Annotated in this window: 19 protein-coding genes and 2 tRNA genes; 16 read left to right on the top strand and 5 right to left on the bottom strand. The window is 66.2% G+C overall.

The window, feature by feature from the left end:
- Window position 1 precedes the first annotated feature (1 nt).
- A tRNA-Cys gene (locus tag BLW32_RS11485) sits at window positions 2–75 on the top strand.
- A gap of 49 nt (window positions 76–124) precedes the next feature.
- A tRNA-Val gene (locus BLW32_RS11480) sits at window positions 125–199 on the top strand.
- A gap of 71 nt (window positions 200–270) precedes the next feature.
- On the opposite strand, the gene BLW32_RS27500 is transcribed toward BLW32_RS11480, so the two are convergent.
- On the bottom strand, window positions 271–726 hold the full coding sequence (locus BLW32_RS27500) for a hypothetical protein (RefSeq protein ID WP_068742090.1): 456 nt from the start codon (window positions 724–726) through the stop codon (window positions 271–273).
- A 606-nt stretch (window positions 727–1332) separates the two neighbouring features.
- Here BLW32_RS27500 and BLW32_RS11470 point away from each other — a divergent pair.
- Complete coding sequence (locus BLW32_RS11470; RefSeq protein WP_139286131.1) at window positions 1333–1515, top strand: hypothetical protein; 183 nt, start codon at window positions 1333–1335, stop codon at window positions 1513–1515.
- Between the two features lie 27 nt (window positions 1516–1542).
- Here the strand turns inward: BLW32_RS11470 and BLW32_RS11465 are convergent, their stop codons facing one another.
- A complete protein-coding gene (locus BLW32_RS11465; RefSeq protein WP_068742092.1) occupies window positions 1543–2445 on the bottom strand; it encodes a LysR family transcriptional regulator in 903 nt (300 codons plus the stop codon).
- Between the two features lie 72 nt (window positions 2446–2517).
- Between BLW32_RS11465 and BLW32_RS11460 the strand changes: the two genes are divergently transcribed.
- A complete protein-coding gene (locus BLW32_RS11460; protein WP_082791448.1) occupies window positions 2518–3450 on the top strand; it encodes a DMT family transporter in 933 nt (310 codons plus the stop codon).
- Between the two features lie 112 nt (window positions 3451–3562).
- Here BLW32_RS11460 and BLW32_RS27495 read toward each other — a convergent pair whose 3' ends face one another.
- The gene (locus BLW32_RS27495; protein ID WP_175546293.1) at window positions 3563–3964 is read right to left on the bottom strand and encodes a hypothetical protein; all 402 of its coding nucleotides are present in this window, start codon (window positions 3962–3964) and stop codon (window positions 3563–3565) included.
- 228 nt (window positions 3965–4192) lie between these two features.
- On the opposite strand from BLW32_RS27495, the gene BLW32_RS11450 reads away from it, so the two are divergent.
- The 12 genes from BLW32_RS11450 (at window position 4193) to BLW32_RS11395 (ending at window position 15024) form a co-directional block, all read left to right on the top strand.
- Complete coding sequence (locus BLW32_RS11450; RefSeq protein ID WP_068742094.1) at window positions 4193–4765, top strand: SRPBCC family protein; 573 nt, start codon at window positions 4193–4195, stop codon at window positions 4763–4765.
- Window positions 4766–4783: 18 nt separating this feature from the next.
- Entirely contained in the window at window positions 4784–5665 is an 882-nt protein-coding gene (locus BLW32_RS11445) for an MlaE family ABC transporter permease (protein ID WP_082791489.1), read from the top strand.
- Window positions 5666–5735: 70 nt separating this feature from the next.
- Entirely contained in the window at window positions 5736–6593 is an 858-nt protein-coding gene (locus BLW32_RS11440) for an ABC transporter permease (RefSeq protein WP_068742095.1), read from the top strand.
- A 32-nt stretch (window positions 6594–6625) separates the two neighbouring features.
- Window positions 6626–7618: an MlaD family protein gene (locus tag BLW32_RS11435; protein ID WP_068742096.1), complete on the top strand. Its 993-nt coding sequence runs from the start codon at window positions 6626–6628 to the stop codon at window positions 7616–7618.
- Window positions 7615–8637: an MlaD family protein gene (locus tag BLW32_RS11430; RefSeq protein WP_068742097.1), complete on the top strand. Its 1023-nt coding sequence runs from the start codon at window positions 7615–7617 to the stop codon at window positions 8635–8637. The genes BLW32_RS11435 and BLW32_RS11430 overlap by 4 nt, the downstream gene beginning before the upstream one ends.
- A complete protein-coding gene (locus BLW32_RS11425) occupies window positions 8625–9677 on the top strand; it encodes an MlaD family protein (protein WP_139286130.1) in 1053 nt (350 codons plus the stop codon). Before BLW32_RS11430 ends, BLW32_RS11425 begins: the two co-directional genes overlap by 13 nt.
- 41 nt (window positions 9678–9718) lie before the next feature.
- Entirely contained in the window at window positions 9719–10789 is a 1071-nt protein-coding gene (locus BLW32_RS11420; protein WP_068742099.1) for an MlaD family protein, read from the top strand.
- Window positions 10786–11823: an MlaD family protein gene (locus tag BLW32_RS11415; RefSeq protein WP_082791449.1), complete on the top strand. Its 1038-nt coding sequence runs from the start codon at window positions 10786–10788 to the stop codon at window positions 11821–11823. Before BLW32_RS11420 ends, BLW32_RS11415 begins: the two co-directional genes overlap by 4 nt.
- Window positions 11820–12899, top strand: a complete 1080-nt coding sequence (locus BLW32_RS11410) for an MlaD family protein (RefSeq protein WP_068742101.1) — start codon at window positions 11820–11822, stop codon at window positions 12897–12899. Before BLW32_RS11415 ends, BLW32_RS11410 begins: the two co-directional genes overlap by 4 nt.
- Before the next feature lie 2 nt (window positions 12900–12901).
- Window positions 12902–13660 (top strand): hypothetical protein, encoded by a 759-nt coding sequence (locus BLW32_RS11405; RefSeq protein ID WP_068742102.1) that lies wholly within the window; start codon window positions 12902–12904, stop codon window positions 13658–13660.
- Between the two features lie 100 nt (window positions 13661–13760).
- A complete protein-coding gene (locus tag BLW32_RS11400) occupies window positions 13761–14429 on the top strand; it encodes a TetR/AcrR family transcriptional regulator (RefSeq protein ID WP_068742103.1) in 669 nt (222 codons plus the stop codon).
- Window positions 14404–15024, top strand: a complete 621-nt coding sequence (locus tag BLW32_RS11395; protein ID WP_175546292.1) for a TetR/AcrR family transcriptional regulator — start codon at window positions 14404–14406, stop codon at window positions 15022–15024. Before BLW32_RS11400 ends, BLW32_RS11395 begins: the two co-directional genes overlap by 26 nt.
- On the opposite strand, the gene BLW32_RS11390 is transcribed toward BLW32_RS11395, so the two are convergent.
- Both BLW32_RS11390 and BLW32_RS11385 read right to left on the bottom strand, forming a co-directional pair.
- Complete coding sequence (locus BLW32_RS11390; RefSeq protein ID WP_068742105.1) at window positions 15025–16404, bottom strand: ABC1 kinase family protein; 1380 nt, start codon at window positions 16402–16404, stop codon at window positions 15025–15027.
- Entirely contained in the window at window positions 16401–17447 is a 1047-nt protein-coding gene (locus BLW32_RS11385) for a zinc-binding dehydrogenase (protein WP_082791490.1), read from the bottom strand. The genes BLW32_RS11390 and BLW32_RS11385 overlap by 4 nt, the downstream gene beginning before the upstream one ends.
- Between the last annotated feature and the right edge of the window lie 4 nt (window positions 17448–17451).

Genomic DNA, 17451 nt, shown 5'->3' with positions numbered 1-17451 from the left:
TGGCGGTGTGGCCGAGTGGTGAGGCAACGGCCTGCAAAGCCGTGCACACGGGTTCGATTCCCGTCGCCGCCTCCAACACGCTCAGCCACTCCGCAACGGAGCGGCTGAGCGCCACTTCATGTAAGCGCGATTAGCTCAGTGGGAGAGCGCTTCCCTGACACGGAAGAGGTCACTGGTTCAATCCCAGTATCGCGCACCACGAAGAAGCCCCCTGTTCACAGGGGGCTTCTTTGCGTTATCCGGACGCCGATCCAGACCCCGTCGCCGCCTTCATCCGCTGACAGGCAACCCATGGCATGAACACCGCGCGGGCGGCGGCTCGGCGGACGCCTCGCGCGTCTCGTCCCCCTCCCCCTCGATCGCAGCGGGCTCCGGCTCGGCCTGAGGCTCCGGCTCAGCCTCCGCCTCAACGTCCGGCTCAGGCTCGGGCTCCGACTCGGGCTCGGGCTCGGGCTCGGGCTCGGGACGAGCCTGTGCCGAGTCGGGCTCCACGACCGCCGACGCCGCCGGCTCCGCGGTGCCCGTGTCCACAGGGGCCGCATCAGCAACGGACCCCGTGGCCGCCTTCGACGACTGCGGGGAGCGCCAGCCGGCGAGTAGATGAGCGATGTACAGCGGCACGCCGACGAGACCCGCGATCACGCCGAGCGCGCACAACCCGATCGTCACCTCGACCGGGATGGCGTCGATGAACGCGGTGGCGATCGCCGCGACGATCAACGCCACACACGCCCCGTTCCAGCGCAGGGCTCGATCGGGCGTACTCGATGAGGCTCGAGTCGACACGGGCACTCCCACCGGTCACTCAGTGCACGAGGGCCGAGCTGCTTCAGCCCTCGGACGAAAGGTCGATTTTGCTCGACACCGCAGCCACGCAGACGCGATGCACACCGTCATCGTAGCCGGTCACCACGGCTGGTGCTCCGAAGCGATGACAGCGACCGAATGAACACGAAAGCGCGACAACACCATCGGAAGCACGACACGTGCTTCGCCGTCGGTTGCGCTTTTGCGATCGCGCCGCCGATTCCTCGAATCATCCTGCGTTGCAACCTCATACGCTCCCCCGGGTCCACCCTCGCCGACGCCAGGAGCGCTGAGCGTGCAACCCCGAGCAACCCCGGGAAAACGCCCTGCCGGCACACGCGCGAGTGGATATTCAGCAGCGGCGACCCGCCGGAGACCGAAAGCGACTGAGGGAGAATGCACATGCGAAATCCGGACCAAAGCCGTCAATCGCCGCGAAGCGCTCGCAATCCGCGTCGCGCGAGGGTGGGCACCATCGCCTCACCCACGTGGGACGCCTGGGCCCGTCCCGCCGGCTTCCCCAGCATGAACGCGGCACTCATCTGGGCGGCCCGCCAGTCCGCGGGTACCTCGGACCCCATCCGACTCCTCGCCGCCAGGCTCGGCGTGCCCTACCGCGTCCTGCACTCCGCCGACGTGGTCCAACGCTTCCTCCACTCCAGCGCCCTCTCCGACGCCCGACGCCCCCTCGGTCCATCGAGGGATTAACCCGCCGGTCTCGGCTATGACTCCGCGCTACGACAGGATTCCGGCGGCCCGTACCCGGAGGGCATCGACAACGCACCCGACCGTGGCCGAGTCGCGCGAGGTCGCCCGTACTGCGACGGACACGGTTCTCCGAGCACTCGGATCTCGCAGCGGTACCGCAACTGTAGCGCTAGGCAGCGGTCCACGGCCGAGACGAGGGATGGCCGCGACCGCAAGGTTGTGCTCGACGTAACCAATCAAGGACGAGAACTCGGCGGCCTCGTAGATCATCCGCGGCTTCAGCGCCAGAACGTTCTCATGGCTGATGAACCAGTCACGATAGGACCGCTCCCCCTCGGGAGTGAGTGCCCAGGACTGGTCGACGAGATCCACGAGCTCCAGCGAAGGCCGGTTCGCCATCGGATGCGCACGCGGCAGCACGATGTCGATGAGGTCGACACCGAGTGGGAACGTGATCAGCGAGCCGTCCGCCAGTGCCGCGGCGGCCCCCCACTCCTTCACGACCGCAGCACGCACCCGGCCGGCACGCAACCGATCGAGCGCCGCGGCCGGTTCCAATTCGTGTGGCTGCACTCGAAGGTCGGGTTCGTCGCGCACCAAGTCGGCGACCGTCGGGATCAGCAGTCCTCGCATGGCGGTCGGAAACGCTGCGACGTCGAACCGCCCCGACGGCCGCGCCATCGTTTCCACCGCGAGGTCGTCGAGTTCGTCAAGGAGCTTTCGTCCACGTCGAACCAGGCGTGCCGCCTGATCCGTGAGGACGATGCCGCGCCCGACACGTTCGACCATCGGGGTATGAAGCTTCGCCTCAAGGCGACGGAGGTGTTGGGTGACGTTCGACGGGCTGTATCCCAGCTCCGCGGCCGCAGCAGTCACGCTTCCAGTTTCAGCGATCGCCACCAGAACTCGCAGGCCCAGAACGTCAATCATTCATGAATTCTAAACGGTTCATCGGCGGTCCTCGAAATAGTCCTGAATGCTTGCGGCTGACACGATCTTGCTATGCATGATTCACCCGCTCCGACGTGTCCTGGACGAGCCCGCGCCACGGTTCTGTTGGCCTTCGCCATGGCAGGCTGGGGCACGATCGGCCCATTCTCCCTCCGCGCCGACGCAACTCCCATCGCCATCGCGGCTTGGCGCTGCGTCTTCGCTGTAGTTGCGCTTGGCGCACTCTGTTGGGCGACCAAGGCGTTCACCACCAGCACATACAGCCGCGCCTCGGTAGCTCTAACGCTGATCGGCGGGGCGGCACTCGTGGCGAATTGGGTCTTCCTCTTCCATGCGTTCCAGTCGACCACGCTGACTGTCGCCACCGTCGCTTACCACACGGAGCCGTTCTTTCTGGTCGCCCTTGGCGCGGCGGCGAGCCGAAGACTTCCCAGGAGAACCGATCTGGGGTGGCTCGCCGTCGCGCTCGTCGGGCTGCTGTTAGCGACCCAGTTCGTCAGCGCGCACGGTCTCGCACTCAATGGCAGTAATGGGGCCGGCGTTGCCGCTGCGCTCCTCGCCGGTGCGCTGTACGCTCTCGCGACCTTTCTCGCGAGAGAGACCACGGGGCTCCACCCCCAAGTGATGACACTGATCCAATGCGCCCTCGGAGCGGCCGTTCTCCTCCCTATCGCCGGGAACCTGAACTGGTCGAGTTCGAGCTGGACCTGGATCGCGGCGATGGGGGGCATTCACACTGGCCTGCTGTACTGGATCCTGTACGCCACTGTGCGGGCACTGTCCGTCGTGGTGGTTGCGGCGCTGTCGTTCGTGAATCCCGCAGTCGCCGTGCTGACAGACATTGCGATCTACCACCATATCCCTACCGTCGGCCAGTTAGTGGGCATTGCGTTCATTGTCGTTGCAACGCTTGCAACGACCCTGCGTGCCGGACCGTCCCGAGCCGGAGCTGTGCACCACAGGGACTCACCTGCGGCGTCGTGACGACCAGGATCCGCGGGCTTAGGCCGGCGACATCCGCTGGAGCCTCCTCCGGCCTCAAGAGAGACACCTCAGACCACACGCTCGGCAACAGAGCGACCTCGTCGACCGCGAACTACTCGGTCGGGCGGATCCCGGCTCCTGCTGACGGGGAGGACGGTGCCGGCACCGGCGCCGCGCGGCGGAGCCTCTGAGAGAGCCACGAGAGAGTCCGCTCAGCGAGATAGACGCCGTAGACCGCGCCGCCCACCAGTCCAGCCGGTCGCGTCTCCTTGACGATGAGCGCTGCCCCGATCGCCATCTCCGCCGCTCCGTGCACCTGAACGCGATAGACGGTGTCGTCCGGAAACACCGGTCGTGTCACCCGCTGGAACATCCCCGGGAAGATGAAGTGGGCAAGCCCCGAGGCGAGCACGCCGAAGCCTGTCGCAATGGTCATCCATCTGATGCCCACGCGGGCGATTCGTGCCGCGACCTTCGCGTTCCTCGTTGCTTTGCTGACCAATTCAGTGTTCACGTCGTCGTCCTGTCTGCAGGTCTCGAAGGTCGTCCGATCGATTGATCGCACGGAGTGATTGACGTCTCATTCACTCTGTGATTTGATCTTACCGTCGAGTCAGGTACTGCGTTCGCAGTTCGCGAAAGCGCCCCGTACAGAGGCGCTTCGACCAGATTCGCCAGTCCAAGCGCGCCCCGACGAGCGTTCGTCGCCGGGGTGCTCGACGCACTTGCTTCGGGAGGTCCTATGACGTTGTTTCTGTCAGCGATCGGCGCCGTGATCGCGGCGGCGGCGATCGGAGCGCTGATCCTCATGCTGCTCGCTCGAGGCCGGCGGGGGCCCGATCGTTTCGCGGTGTCACGGCCCCAGGAGGTAACGCAGTTCCTCGACCGGGAAGCATCGTGGGCGGCCACCGTCACGGTCAAGGTCTCGCCCCGAATGAAGCCCGACGAGCTGTGGGCGCTGATCAGCACCAAGCAATTGTTCGGATTCGTCCCGCTCGTTTCCGGCCCAGTCGTCGAGGACGACGGAAGCCGAACGGTGCGGGCGCTGTTGTTCGCTTTCCGCGAGCAGGTGCTCGAGTCCGAGACCGGGCGTCTGCTCATCACCGCGGGGCGTGGAGTTTCGGTTCCGCTGACCATCGCGGCCTTCGCACAACGGTTCGTCGTCTCGGACGGGGACGGGACGTCTGTGACCTGGACCGTCGCCATCACGCCGAAATGGGTCGGCTGGTTCCCCCTGCGCTGGACCGCGTTCGCAGTCAGGCCGTTCATGAAGGTCTTTCTGTGGCTGGCGCTTCAACCTGATCCGAGAGGGTGAGCGAGGCGACGGCGGATGATGACGAGCGATCTGCACGACCGCGCGCCGACGGGAGGGCCCGACGAGGGTTCCCCGCAACGCCGGCCCGGGCGGGCCAGCATCTTCCGGGACAACTTCGACCGCAACGCACTCGGTCCCGTCCGTACGCTGGGACGCTCCTCGCTACTCGCGGCGATGACGCTGTACGCGGTCGTGATGGACACGCTGCGACTGCGACTGCCCTTCAAGGAGACCGTCATTCAGGCGTGGTTCCTGGTGTCGGTCACCGCGGTCCCGGCGTTTCTGATGGCCATCCCCTTTGGCGTGATCGTCACCATCCAGGTCGGCGGCATCGTCCGACAGATCGGAGCGGAATCCTTACTCGGCGCCGCCAGCGGCCTGGCGGTGATCCAACAGGCCGCACCGTTGGCGGCCGGACTGCTCCTCGGTGGAGCCGGCGCCTCGGCGATCGCGGCGGATCTCGGAGCGCGAACCATCCGCGAGGAAGTCGATGCGCTGCGCGCGATGGGCATCGACCCGGTCAATCGGCTGGTCGCACCGCGCGCGATCGCAGCGATCATCGTCGCCCCGTTGCTCAACCTGTTCATCGTCGTCGTCGGGGTCGTCGCGGGGTTCTACGTCGCGGTCCTGGGACAGGACGTGACTCCAGGTAGTTACTGGTTGAGCTTCGGCGCGTACGCCAGTCTCCTCGACCTCCTGTTCTCCGTCTTCAAGGCGGCCCTGTTCGGCGCGATCATTGCGATCGTGGGCTGCCACCACGGCCTGGAGGCCAAGGGCGGAGCACGAGGAGTCGCCGACGCCGTGAACGCCACCGTCGTGGTCTCGACGGTGGGAATCATCGTGCTCAATTTCGCTCTGACGCAGGCCTACACCGTGTTCTTCCCGATGCGGGTGGGCTGATGGACATCATGCGCCGCACCTGCCCGCGAGCGGTTACCCCACCCGGACCGAACGAAGACGAGATCCTCTGATGTCAATAGCGACTTACCGCCCGCCCGGCACCCGCACGATCGCCCGGGTGCTGTCTCTCGTGCGCTCACTCCTCTCGCGGACGGGACACGTGATGAGCTTCTCGATCTCGGCTGTCGCGATGACCCCCCACGCCGCACGGCACTACAGCCGTCAGACGATCAGTACGGTCACCGACCTCACCTGGGGGCGGGGTGCGGTCATCGTCGGCGGCGGAACCTCGCTCGTGACGATGGTGCTCGGCCTCGCGATGGGCGGCACCGTGGCTGTGCAGGCGTTCGCGACGCTCAATCTCCTCGGTCTCGGCTCACTCACGGGATCAGTGAGCGCTCTGGCCATCACCCGCGAGTTCGCGCCGTTGCTCGCCGCAGCCGCTTTCGCCGGTCAGGCCGGATGCCGCATGACCGCGGAAATCGGTGCCATGCGGATCAATGAGGAGATCGACGCGATCGAATCTCTGGGCCTGCGATCGATCTCCTTCGTCGTGAGCACACGAGTTCTGGCCGGACTCATCGCCGTCATGCCGACCTTCCTCATCGCCATCGTGGTCAGCTTCTTCGCCTGCAACATGATCGTCACCGTCGTGCAGGGCGAATCGGAAGGCACCTACAACCACTACTTCCGGCAGTTCCTCACCGGGGCAGACGTTCTCGCCGCCATGATCAAGGTGATCATCTTCCTCGTAGTGGTGATCCTGATCCACTGCTATCAGGGCTTCTTCGCCGCCGGCGGCCCGGAAGGAGTCGGCGTGGCGTCCGGCCGCGCGGTCCGTGCCTCCTTGGTGTTCATCGTCGTGCTGGACATGATCCTCACGACCGTGACCTGGGGGTTCAACTCGTCCGTGGTCTTCAGGGGGTAGATGTGGCCGCCTCGACATCGCCCGTGCCGGGCATGACCACCGAACCCGACGTACTCGTGCGCCGTGGCGCCATCGCCGTCGCCGTTCTCCTCGTCCTCGCTCTGCTGTGGTGGGGCCTCTCCGCCCTGCTGCGTCCCGACCCGATGCGGATCACACTCCTCACCTCCAGCGTCGCACCCGGCATCAACAGCGGAACGGTGGTCGAGATGAACGGCGTGCAGATCGGCACGGTGAAACAGATCGGCCAGGATGGATCCGGGCGCCTCGGCATCGCGATCGATCTGACTCCGTACAAGGTCAGCGGCCTCACGGACGCTTTCACCGCCGACTTCGCTCCGAACAACCTGTTCGGTATCACCTCCATCCAAATCACACCGTCGACATCGGGGCGGCCCGTGCGCAACGGCGCCAGAATCCAACCCGCCGCCGCGCCAGCGGACTCGACGATGTCGGGACTGCTCAGAGCACTGGCGGATGTCGAATCCACGGCGTTCCGCCCGTACATGTCCGACCTGCTCCGCCAGGCCGACACCGCATCGAAAGGCCTCCTCCCCCTCGTGCGTGCCCTCGGTGCGCTTGCCCAGGCCAACGCCGAGACCCAGACCGTCCCGACCTCGCGAACCCTCCCAATCCTCGCGAGCGCCCTCCGCGGGATCGGCGCTTCCACGGACGACGTACTCACCTCACTGAAGCTGCTGTGGGACTGGCGCGGCCCGGACACGCCCGGATACGCTCAGAGCCAAACGGCGTCGATCGCAGCCCTGCAGAAGCTCACGGCTCCGGACCTGGCACAGCTCTTCGCGTCCCTGCGCCCGCTCGCACCGACGCTCAGTGTCCTGGTCGACCTCGAACGGCGCGCCACGTCATCGATGCCCGACGCCGCCCGCAACGGACAACAGGTATCCGACCTCATCGAGACCCTGCGTCGTGCGATCAAGGACACGCCCTCCGGCAAGGTCCTCGACCTGGATGTGCAGGCCAAGCCCGTTGCCGTCGCTCCGGGGCAGAGTGGAGGCCGCCGATGAGCCGCTACCGCAGATCACTGGTCAGCGTCGTACTGTTCATTCTCGTCGTGGGTTTGGGCACCGCGTTCACCGTCCGGGCGCTGCAGCGCCCCGCCCCCGGCGACCAGGTCCGGTACACCGCACAGTTCACGAACGCGTCGGGGCTACGATCGGGCGACGACGTCCGTCTTCTCGGCGTCCAGGTCGGCAAGGTGAAGTCGGTCGACCTCCGGCGTGGTCCCACCGGGCGCGGCTCCTTCGCCGAGGTGCAGTTCACGGTCGACCGCAATCAGAGGATCTATCGCAACTCGACCCTGGCGATCCGCTTTCAGAACTTAACCGGACAACGCTACATCGATCTCCAGCGGAGCGGATCGTCGGGAACCGAGGTCGAGGCTGGAGCAACCATCGACACCGGCCGGACGCTGCCCTCGTTCGACATCACCACGGTCTTCAACGGTCTACAGCCCGTCCTGTCGGCCATGCGCCCGGAGGACATCGATCATTTCGCCCAGGCCGTGTCGGTGATCGTCAACGGGGACGGAGGCGGCCTCGGCCCCGTGCTCGACGCCGTCGACAAGCTCGCCACCTTCACAGACAACCGCGCGGCGCTGTTCGAGACCCTGGTCCGCAACTTCTCCGCCCTCTCCGAGGCGATCGGCGGCAGATCGGCATCGGTCTCCACGTTGGTGGGATACCTCCAGCGCCTCGCCCGTGTCGTCGCCGAGGCCGCACCCGCGTACCGGGTTCTCTCCGGTGAGGGGGCACAGGTCATCACAGCGGCCGATGCCCTGTTGGCGAACCTCGGCCTGACCCCGGGCACCAATCCGTGGCTCGACGATCTGCTCTCGCCCGAGGCGAAGAAGCTCGGCCCTCTCGTCGACCTCGCCGCCCTCCTCCCCGGTCTGTTCGCGCTCCTGACCGGCCAGGGCCTGCCCAAGGCGCAGGGTGACAGCCGCTGCAGCAAGGGGATCAAGACACTGCCGGCGGATCTTCAGATGTTCATCCGAGGAACGAGGATCGTGTTGTGCAATCCGTAGCCGACCGCGTGGTTCGCGCGGTTCTGACCAGTGAAAGATTCGTCGCTGCACGCCGGATCTGGGATCGCTTCGTCTCACCGTCGCTCCTGCAGCTCGCATGGGGTGCCGGCACGGTCGGTGCGGTCCTCATCACTGTCGTCGCGGCCGCATACCTGTCCTTCACCCCACCCGCTACCTCGGAGTACGCGGTCGACATGTCGGAAACCGGTCAGCTGCGCCCGGGCGACGACGTGCGCGTCGCGGGCGTGCCGATCGGTACCGTCAGCGACATCGAACTGCGCCGCACCGATGTGCGCATCACCGTGCGCGTCGACAGCAGCGCGTTCATCGGAGACCAGTCCTCCGCGGCCGTGAAGATGCTCACCGCCGTCGGCGGCTACTACCTCGACATCGATTCGATCGGGTCGAAGTCACTGGCGGCCGGGTCGATACCCGCCAGCAGAGTACGGCTGCCCTACGCCCTGACCGAGACCTTCCAGAACGCCGGACCGAAGCTCGCCGCGATCAACGGGCAACCCCTCCGCGAGTCCCTCGTGCAGATTCAGCAGGCGGCGCAGGGCCAACCCGGCCAGATCAGTCACGTACTCACCACCATGTCGGGGATGGTCGAGGCCCTCAGTCGCCAGAAGGATCAGATCGGACAATTCATCACTGTCGTCGCCGAATACACCACCGCGGTCAACGCGAACGGCGACCGCCTCACCACGATCATGCACGACATGAGCACCTTTCTCACCACCGCCTCGGTCAACCTGTCGGGCTACAAGGCCTTCATGCGGAGCCTCGAATTGACGTTGCTCCGAGTCAAACCGATCGCCGAGTTGTATCTGCGCGACGTCGACGGCTTCGAGAAGCAACTGCGCGTCATCTCGGGCCAGATGGAGGAATTACTCGCGAAGTTCGAGCCGATGATCACGGAGGCGAAGAAGGCGATAGCCCGGTTCAACGAGTCCGTGCAACCGGACGGCAGCATCGCGATCAACGGCACGACCGTCCTCACATCCTCGTTCTGCGTTCCGATTCAAGGAGTGAACTGCTGATGTTCCGAGCGGCATTGGGATCGAAATGGTTGATCAGCGCGATGGCCGCGACGTTCGTCATCGCCGTAGGGCTGAGCGGAACGTGGTACCTGCGGGGCGGCACACAGCGCCTCATCTCCTACTGCGCACTCATGCCCGACGCTGTGGGCCTGTTCGAGGGCAATCCGGTCACTCGCCGCGGAGTCACGGTCGGCACCATCACGTCCGTACGGCCCGCAGGCGCTCAGGCGCACGTCGAGCTCGCCGTCGATGCCGACCAACGGATCCCGGCGACCGTCGGTGCGGTCTCGGTCGCCAAGTCCCTGATCTCCTCCCGCCAGCTCGCCCTGATCGGTGACGATCTCGGAGGACCGGAACTACAGCCCGGAAAATGCATATCCGATGCCAAAACTCCTCTGTCCCTGACGAAGTCCATGCAGTCGTTGCAACGACTGATGGCCCAACTCAGCACCGACGGCGGCCCGGAACAGACTCGCCAGACCCAGCAGACACTCAACAGTCTCGCCCGCGAGACCAGCGGCACAGGTCCCCGGGTCAACGGCATCATCACCACGCTGGCGAACGTGCTCGACAATCCCGGCCCGGGGATGGACGACCTCTCGCGCGCCCTCGACGCCCTCATCCCCCTCACCTCGGGCATGACATCGAACTGGGGCGACCTCAAATCCCTGTTCAGTGACATGCCCGGATATCTGGTCAACGTCATGACTCCGCTGGGCTCGACGGTCTACGCGCTCGCCGACACACTGATCCCACTGGGGAAGGTCCTCTTCGGGCTCGTCGGCCAGTACGGCCACATGATCTTCCCCGTGCTCGACGTGGTCGTCCCCGTCACGCGGCTCGTCGCTGCGGGTGTCCGGAACTACGGCGACCTGCTCGGCGTTCTCCCTCCCCTGATCACTGCTTTCGACGTCGACTACGACCAGGCCGCCGCGCGGCTCAAGATCTCGTACCGGCCACTGCCGGATACGGCGTTCCCCGCCGCGAATCCCGAGCTCACGTGCACCAACATCAATCGCCTCGCCCCCGGCCAGTGCAGTGTGGTCGGTGGAGGCAAGATCAGCGTCGACCTGATGTCAGTGATCCTGCGTGCGAGCGGGGCCGCCCGATGAACGCACAGGCCAGGCATGCTCTCGCCGCTCTCGGAGCGATTGTGGTCCTCCTGTGCGGCGGATGGATGCTGCGCGCGGTCGGTCCCGCGATGCTCCCCACCCCCGGAGAAGCATCGTCGGGATGGACGTTGAAGATCGAGTTCGCCGACGTGCTCAACGTTCCCGACCGGGCGAAAGTGCGCCTGCTCGGCCGCGATGTCGGATCCCTTGCGCACGTGCGCCTGCACGACAAGAGCGCGGAGGTCACTCTCCGCATCGAGCCTGAGACGCGGATCCCCCGCGCCTCCATGGCGGAGCTGCGTCAGGACACCCCGCTCGGGGACATCTACATCGCGCTCACTCCGAACCCCGCCCTACCGACGGGCCCCTATTTCGCCGATGGCGATACGGTTCCGCAGGCACAGACCCGCGCCCCGGTCCAGATGGAACAGTTGCTGACGAGTCTGGCCGACTTCCTCGGCAGCGGCAGCCTGCCCCAGCTGGGCAACACGTTCGACCGGATCAACAGCAGCCTGCCGCGGGACCCCGCCCTGACGAAGCAGATCGTGGGCAATCTCAGCACCACCATCAACGCCTGGGCCCAGGACACTGGCAGCCTCGACACCGCCCTGACCTCGCTGGTGGACCTCACCGGCCGCCTCGCCGCGGAACGTGACCGGTTGAGCGAGTACCTCGCCCCCGGTGCCGAAGCGCGGTGGAAGACCGTGATCGAAACCGGCGACATCGTGGCGGTCTTCGCGGCGCTCGCGCCGATGTTCACCAACGCCGCCTTCCTTGTGCCGACACTGCGCGAGACCAACTCGCTCCTCGCAGCGGTCCTGCGCCCGCTGCTGTACTTCGACCGCCCCGCTGGATCGACGAGGCCCGACAACATCGTCAACCTGCGAAACCTCCTCCGTGACAATGTCATCCCGTACCTGCACGACGGAGCGAAGGTCAACGTCGTGCGACTGGGGATCGGAGACCAAATGCCCAGTGGAGAACAAGCGGACCAAGCGATCAGAACGCTGAGAATGCTCGGGGTCGTGCGATGAGACGCGAACTGATCGCCAACCTGGTGACCTTCACCATCGTGCTCGCCGTGGGCATCAGCACCCTCGTCATCGGCTACATGGGTCTGCGACCCGGCACCGAGTTCACCCGCGTGACACTTCAGCTGCCACGATCGTCCCAACTGGTCACGGGATCATCCGTGCTCCTCCGGGGAGTGCGGATCGGCGAGGTCGAGCGAGTGGACCTCGCGCCGGCCGGTGCGGCCGTACGCCTGAAATACCCTCGAGTGAAACGGATTCCCGCTGACGCCCGGGTGTCGATAGAACAACTCAGCGCGCTGGGTGAGCCCTACGTCGAGATCTCCCCCACCGGCTCCGACGGCCCCTATCTCGCCGACGGAGCAGTAGTCGACCCGAAGCACGTCAAGGTGCCGACCTCCATCCCCGACCTGTTCCGTTCGCTGGCGGCGGTCGGCAAGATCGCGGACGCCGGTCCCTTGGCCGAGATCGTCAGCACGATGTGGCAGGCGACGAACGGCGCCGACCGGGTGATGCCGAGACTGACGCAGGCAGGCGAACTGCTCACCGTCACGATCGTGTCCCGGCTCCCTCAGATCCGGCGGATGTTCGCCGATACGCAGACCTACTCCGCCGACCTCGCGTGGGTGGGACCGGCGATCTCCCAGTTCGGTCCGAGCTTTCACAGCACGATCGCCGTCATCCGTCCCGCGATCGACAAAGTGCTCGAGCTGGTCACGACATTGGCCATGCCCACGCCGCTCACCGACGTGCTGCACCCGTTCATGGCCAAGGTGCAGCCGTCTCTCACCGCACTGACACCGAAGGTGTCCGAGGTTCTCAGCCCGGCTCTGGCGATCGTCAAGGCGATCAACACGACCGTGCCGGCGATCGACTTCAGTGCCTTCCTGGGCTCGGCTCTCGCGATGTTCGACAACGACGGCACGGCCCGGCTCCAGATCACCGTCCCCGTGCCCGGCACTCCCATGTCCGCCCCGCCCACGCCCACCGCGAGCCCCACGCACCCCTCCGCACCGACGACATCCCGCATTCCTCCAGTCCGCCCCTCGACACCGACACCGACACCGACCCCGAGGTAGCCATGCCCACCGATACCACCTCCCCCGAGAACGAGCACGAAACCGCGACGGCTCCGGACACCACCGGCGCACCGCGGGATCCCTCAGCCGCCGAAGACCCCAGCAGCCCGGCGAAGAGCCGGCCATCGACTCCCGCCCGACGCGAGGCGCATCGCCGAGGCACGGGGACGGCCGTCCTCACCGTCGCCGCCACGGCCCTCGTCTCCGCCGCCGCGACGTCGACCTACTTCGCCGTCGACTACCACGGCAAAGTCCGGACGATCGAGCAGTCGGCAGCCGATCGATACCGTGCCGAATCGATCGCAGGGACGTACGCGGCGAGCGCCTCGACGGTTGATTTCGACGACATCGCTCCGTGGCTCGCGGCGATCAAGAAGGGCGTCACCGACCAGGTGGCGAAGCGGTTCGACGGCGTCGCCGAAACGATGCGCCAGGTGGTGGTCCCACTCCGGGTGAAAGCCAAGGGCACCCTCGTCGGGGCCAAAGTCACCGAGGAGGTCGACGGCGTCTACCGCGTGATGGCGGTGGTCGACGTCGTCGCCACGAGTCTTCAGGCGCCTCAGGCGACGACCACGACCAGCGCTTTCACGATCGTCGTGGACCGGAACCAGAACTGGCTGATGAGCGACGTCGGAAACTCGCTGGCCGCGACGACCACCGACTCGAGCTCGTCCGCATCGACGCCGAGCGCCGAGCCGACCGGGACCGCCCCCGCATCCGCACCGGACACGCCCGGCGTGCCGACAGCAGCAGGTCCCTAGGGCGTTCCCGGCGCAGGCCACGTCGACCGGACGCGCCCGCGACCGCATCGACAGGTGATCCTGCGTCCACACGAGGCGGTGGATCAGATAGCCTCGCAGGGTGTCGAACAGCCGCGCCGAACCCGTGACGAGCGGGGAACGCCGGGAAAGCAGGCGCGAACAGATCATCCGCGCCGGGTTCGCGGAACTGTGCGACCGCGGATACGAAGCGACGACGATCGCGGACATCGCACGCCGCGCCGGGATCTCGCAGGGCGCGATGTACCGCCATTTCTCGGGAAAGCGCGAACTGCTCGACGAGGTCTTCGACTACGGCGTCGAACGCATGTGGGACAAGATCGAACCGGAGGAATTGCTCAGCGCGGCCGATCCGGCGGATGCCGTGATCGCGGAGCGGATCTCCGAGGCCGGACGCCGCCTCTTCCAACTGCTCGATGAGGAGCCGGACCTGCTGCGACTGCTCATCGTCGAAAGCACCGCGATCGACCCCGAGCTACGAATGCGAGCCGTAGGGGTCGAGAACATCCTGATCAGCTACTTGGCGCCGATGCTCGCAGCGACGCGGCAGGCGAGGAGTCCGGAACTTCCTCCGTCCGTCGACAGCGATGTCGTGGCTCGGATGCTCGTTGCCCTTCTCGCACCGGGACTCGCCGCCTCGATGGCCGATCGATTCTCGGGTGAACGGCGCGAGCGGTTCATCGAGTCCGCGCGGATCTTCATCGAGAACGGCATCTTCACGGAGGGTGACAGCGGTGACGGCGAGAAGTAGCAGGGCGAAGCCGGCCACCCCCGACGAGCGCCGGCGACAGATCTTCGACGCCTCGGTCGCACTGTTCGCCACCCAAGGATATCGTGCCGTCAGCGTCGCCGACATCACCGAGAAGATCGGCGTCAGCCAAGGCACCTTCTATACCTACTTCCGCAACAAGAGGGAGGTGCTCGATGCAATCTTGACCCAGGTGCATGAGCAATGCCTGGCTGCACTCACGACGACCACGACGCCCACGGACCGGTCCGGCTTCCGACAGCAACTCCATGATCAGGCCCTCAACCTCGCGGACTACGCCACGAGTAACGCGGCACTGGTCTCGATAGCCCTGTTCTACTCGGTCGGGGTTGACGACCAGGCGCGGGAGGACGGCCTGCAGATCTTCGTCGATCTGGCTCGTCCCGTCGCGCGTGAGCTCACGCACGGCGTCGACAAAGGCTGGGTGCGACCTGAACTCGACGTCGACTTCCTCGCCCAGGCGATCATCGGAGCCGTCGTCAATGCGTGTTTCCCCACGCTCGTGGGCGACCAGCCAGTCGAGCCCGCCACGGTCGCAGCGAGCCTCCTCGCCTTACTGGACCACAATCGCCACTGATCAATCCAGCTCCGCGAAGCGTTCTCGGTCGCACCGCCACTGGTGCACCAGGTGGCCCATCGGCGTCACCGGCGGCGCCCCGGCGAGCCACTCCATGGCGATCGCCCGCCACGGTGCTGTGGGTTCGAACGTCGCCAGCAGAGCGCACGTGGTCAATTCTGTTCGGCGGGCGAATAAGTAGGCGTCGGGAAGTCGCTGTCGGCGCACAGCCGAGTAGTAGGGAGACGAGGGCAGCATCATCTTCCGAGTCAGTGCACGGGCGACGTCGCGGGTAATGGTGGTCGGCCCCGGAGCGGCCTGCCACGCGACCCCGACCTCGATGAACTCGAGCACCGTTTGCCGGGGCATCGCCTCAGGGTCGGCCAGGAAGCCTGTCTGTAGCACCAGCGCGTAGGCCAAGTCATCGTCTCCGTCGAGGGTGGCCCTGAGGATTCCTCGCTCGAGTCGACTGTGCTGGGGGTCCATCCGGACATACAGTCCGAAGTCGAGGAACCCGACTTTGCCGTCCGGGAGGATGACGACATTCCCGGGATGCGGGTCAGCGCAGAACTCCCCGAACTCGTACAGCCCGCCGCTGTAGAAGCGGTACACCGCTTCCCCGAGGTGATCCCGCATCGTCGCTGGCAGGTCGCCCGCGGCGCCCAACGAAGGCCCATCGAGAAACTCGGTGGTCAGCACCCGCTCGGTGCAGAGTTCCTCGACGAGTTCTGGAATGACGAACACAGGGTGGCCGGCGAAACGCCCGAGCACGGCGCGGTGGTGCGCCAGTTCCGCCGCGTAGTCCAGTTCTCTGCGGACTCTGATACTGACCTCGTCCACAAGGGCGGACAGTTCGAAACTGGGATACTTGCGCGCTCGGAGTTTCGCGAAGAGAGCAAGGTTCTTCAGGTCGGCGCGTACCGCAGTACCGATGTCCGGGTATTGGACCTTGATCGCAACGGTCCGTCCGTCGTGCAGAGTCGCTCGGTAGACCTGACCGATCGAGGCGGCCGCAATGGGTTCGGGCTCCACCTCGGCGATCAAACGCATTGCGGCCCCCAGCTCTCGCTCCATGACGGCGACCATGCGCGACGAGGCGACGTGCGGCGCCGTGTCGTAGAGCACACTGAGCGTGCGAGCGAAGTCCTCGCTCGCTTCCCGTGAGGTGAGCCCGAGGTCCAGCAGCGACAGAACCTGTCCGATCTTCATCGCGCCGCCCTTCATCGCTCCGAGGGTGCGGACGAGATCTTCGGCGAGGATGAGGGCCTGGCGGTCGCGCTCGTCCACGCGTGCTTGCTCGGTCTGGAAGGGTGCCTTGACCCGGCGCATCGCCGCGCGTGACAGGTGCTCGGAGGCAACGACTCCGAGCCGACCGGCGCGGCCGCCCTGAGAATTCGTCATCGCCCGTCCCCCTCGCACGCGGTTCGATCGTAGGAACTCGATTCCGTCCGCGCGGTGACCCGGTCGGGGTCGTGATCGACGATCAGCACCGCTTTGCCGAAGACTCTTCCGTGTTCGATATCGTCGTGAGCGCGCGATGCCTGATCGAGCGGGTAGGTCATCACCGGGCCCCGATCGATACGCCCGTCGGCGATCATGTCCAGGTGACGCTGCAAAACCGCGGCGGGCAGATCGGGCGCAGCCCCGTTGTAGGCCGTCAGACGCACTCCTCGTGGAAGGTAGTCGACCGGGCGGAAGCCCTCGACCGCACGCTGGCCGGACAGCATGCGCGTGATGCAGACCGTGCCCTGCATTCGCGTCGCGTCGAGAGTGTCTCGAAGGGTACCGGTGCCGACCAGTTCCAATGCCGCGTCGACCCCATCCGGCATCATGGAACGAACCTGTTCAGCGACCTTCCCATTGTCGACGAGCGGCACGTGCACGCCTCTACGAGCCAGATCGCCGAGGCGGTCGGCGCGGCGCGTGGTTGCGAGTACCGTCGCACCCCGATCTACAGCCAGAGCGGTCGCGACATAACCCAGCGCGGACGTTCCGCCACGGATCAGCAATGACTGCCCTGCCTGCAGACCAATGCCGACCGACAGTGAGCCGTAGGCGGTCTGCAGGGTCTCCGGGACGGCGCCGAGGACCGACCACGGAAGACCGGATCGGAAAGCGGTGACAGCGGAGTCAGGTACCACCATGTACTGCGCGTAGCCGCCGCCGAACGTCCTTCTCGTGCCCCCGAGCACCACGGCGACCTGTTCTCCGGCGCCGAAACGTTCGCTCGCCGACGTCTCGACGACACCGACGGCCTCGATACCCGGCACGAACGGCACACGTCCACCGTCCGCGCGCTCGCGCAGTGGATACAGATCGGAGCCCTGGACACCCGCAGCACGTACCTGCACACGAACCCAGCCGCGCGGCGGCTCCGGCACCGGCAGCATCCGCGGCCGAAGCGTCGAACTGTCGCCGACATCATCGAGGACGACCGCCCGCATGAAG

The organism is Tsukamurella tyrosinosolvens (assembly GCF_900104775.1).
In the GTDB taxonomy this organism is placed as follows: Bacteria; Actinomycetota; Actinomycetes; order Mycobacteriales; family Mycobacteriaceae; genus Tsukamurella; species Tsukamurella tyrosinosolvens.
Note: the sequence above shows the minus strand (reverse complement) of the source record. Positions and strands in the feature narration are given on the sequence as shown.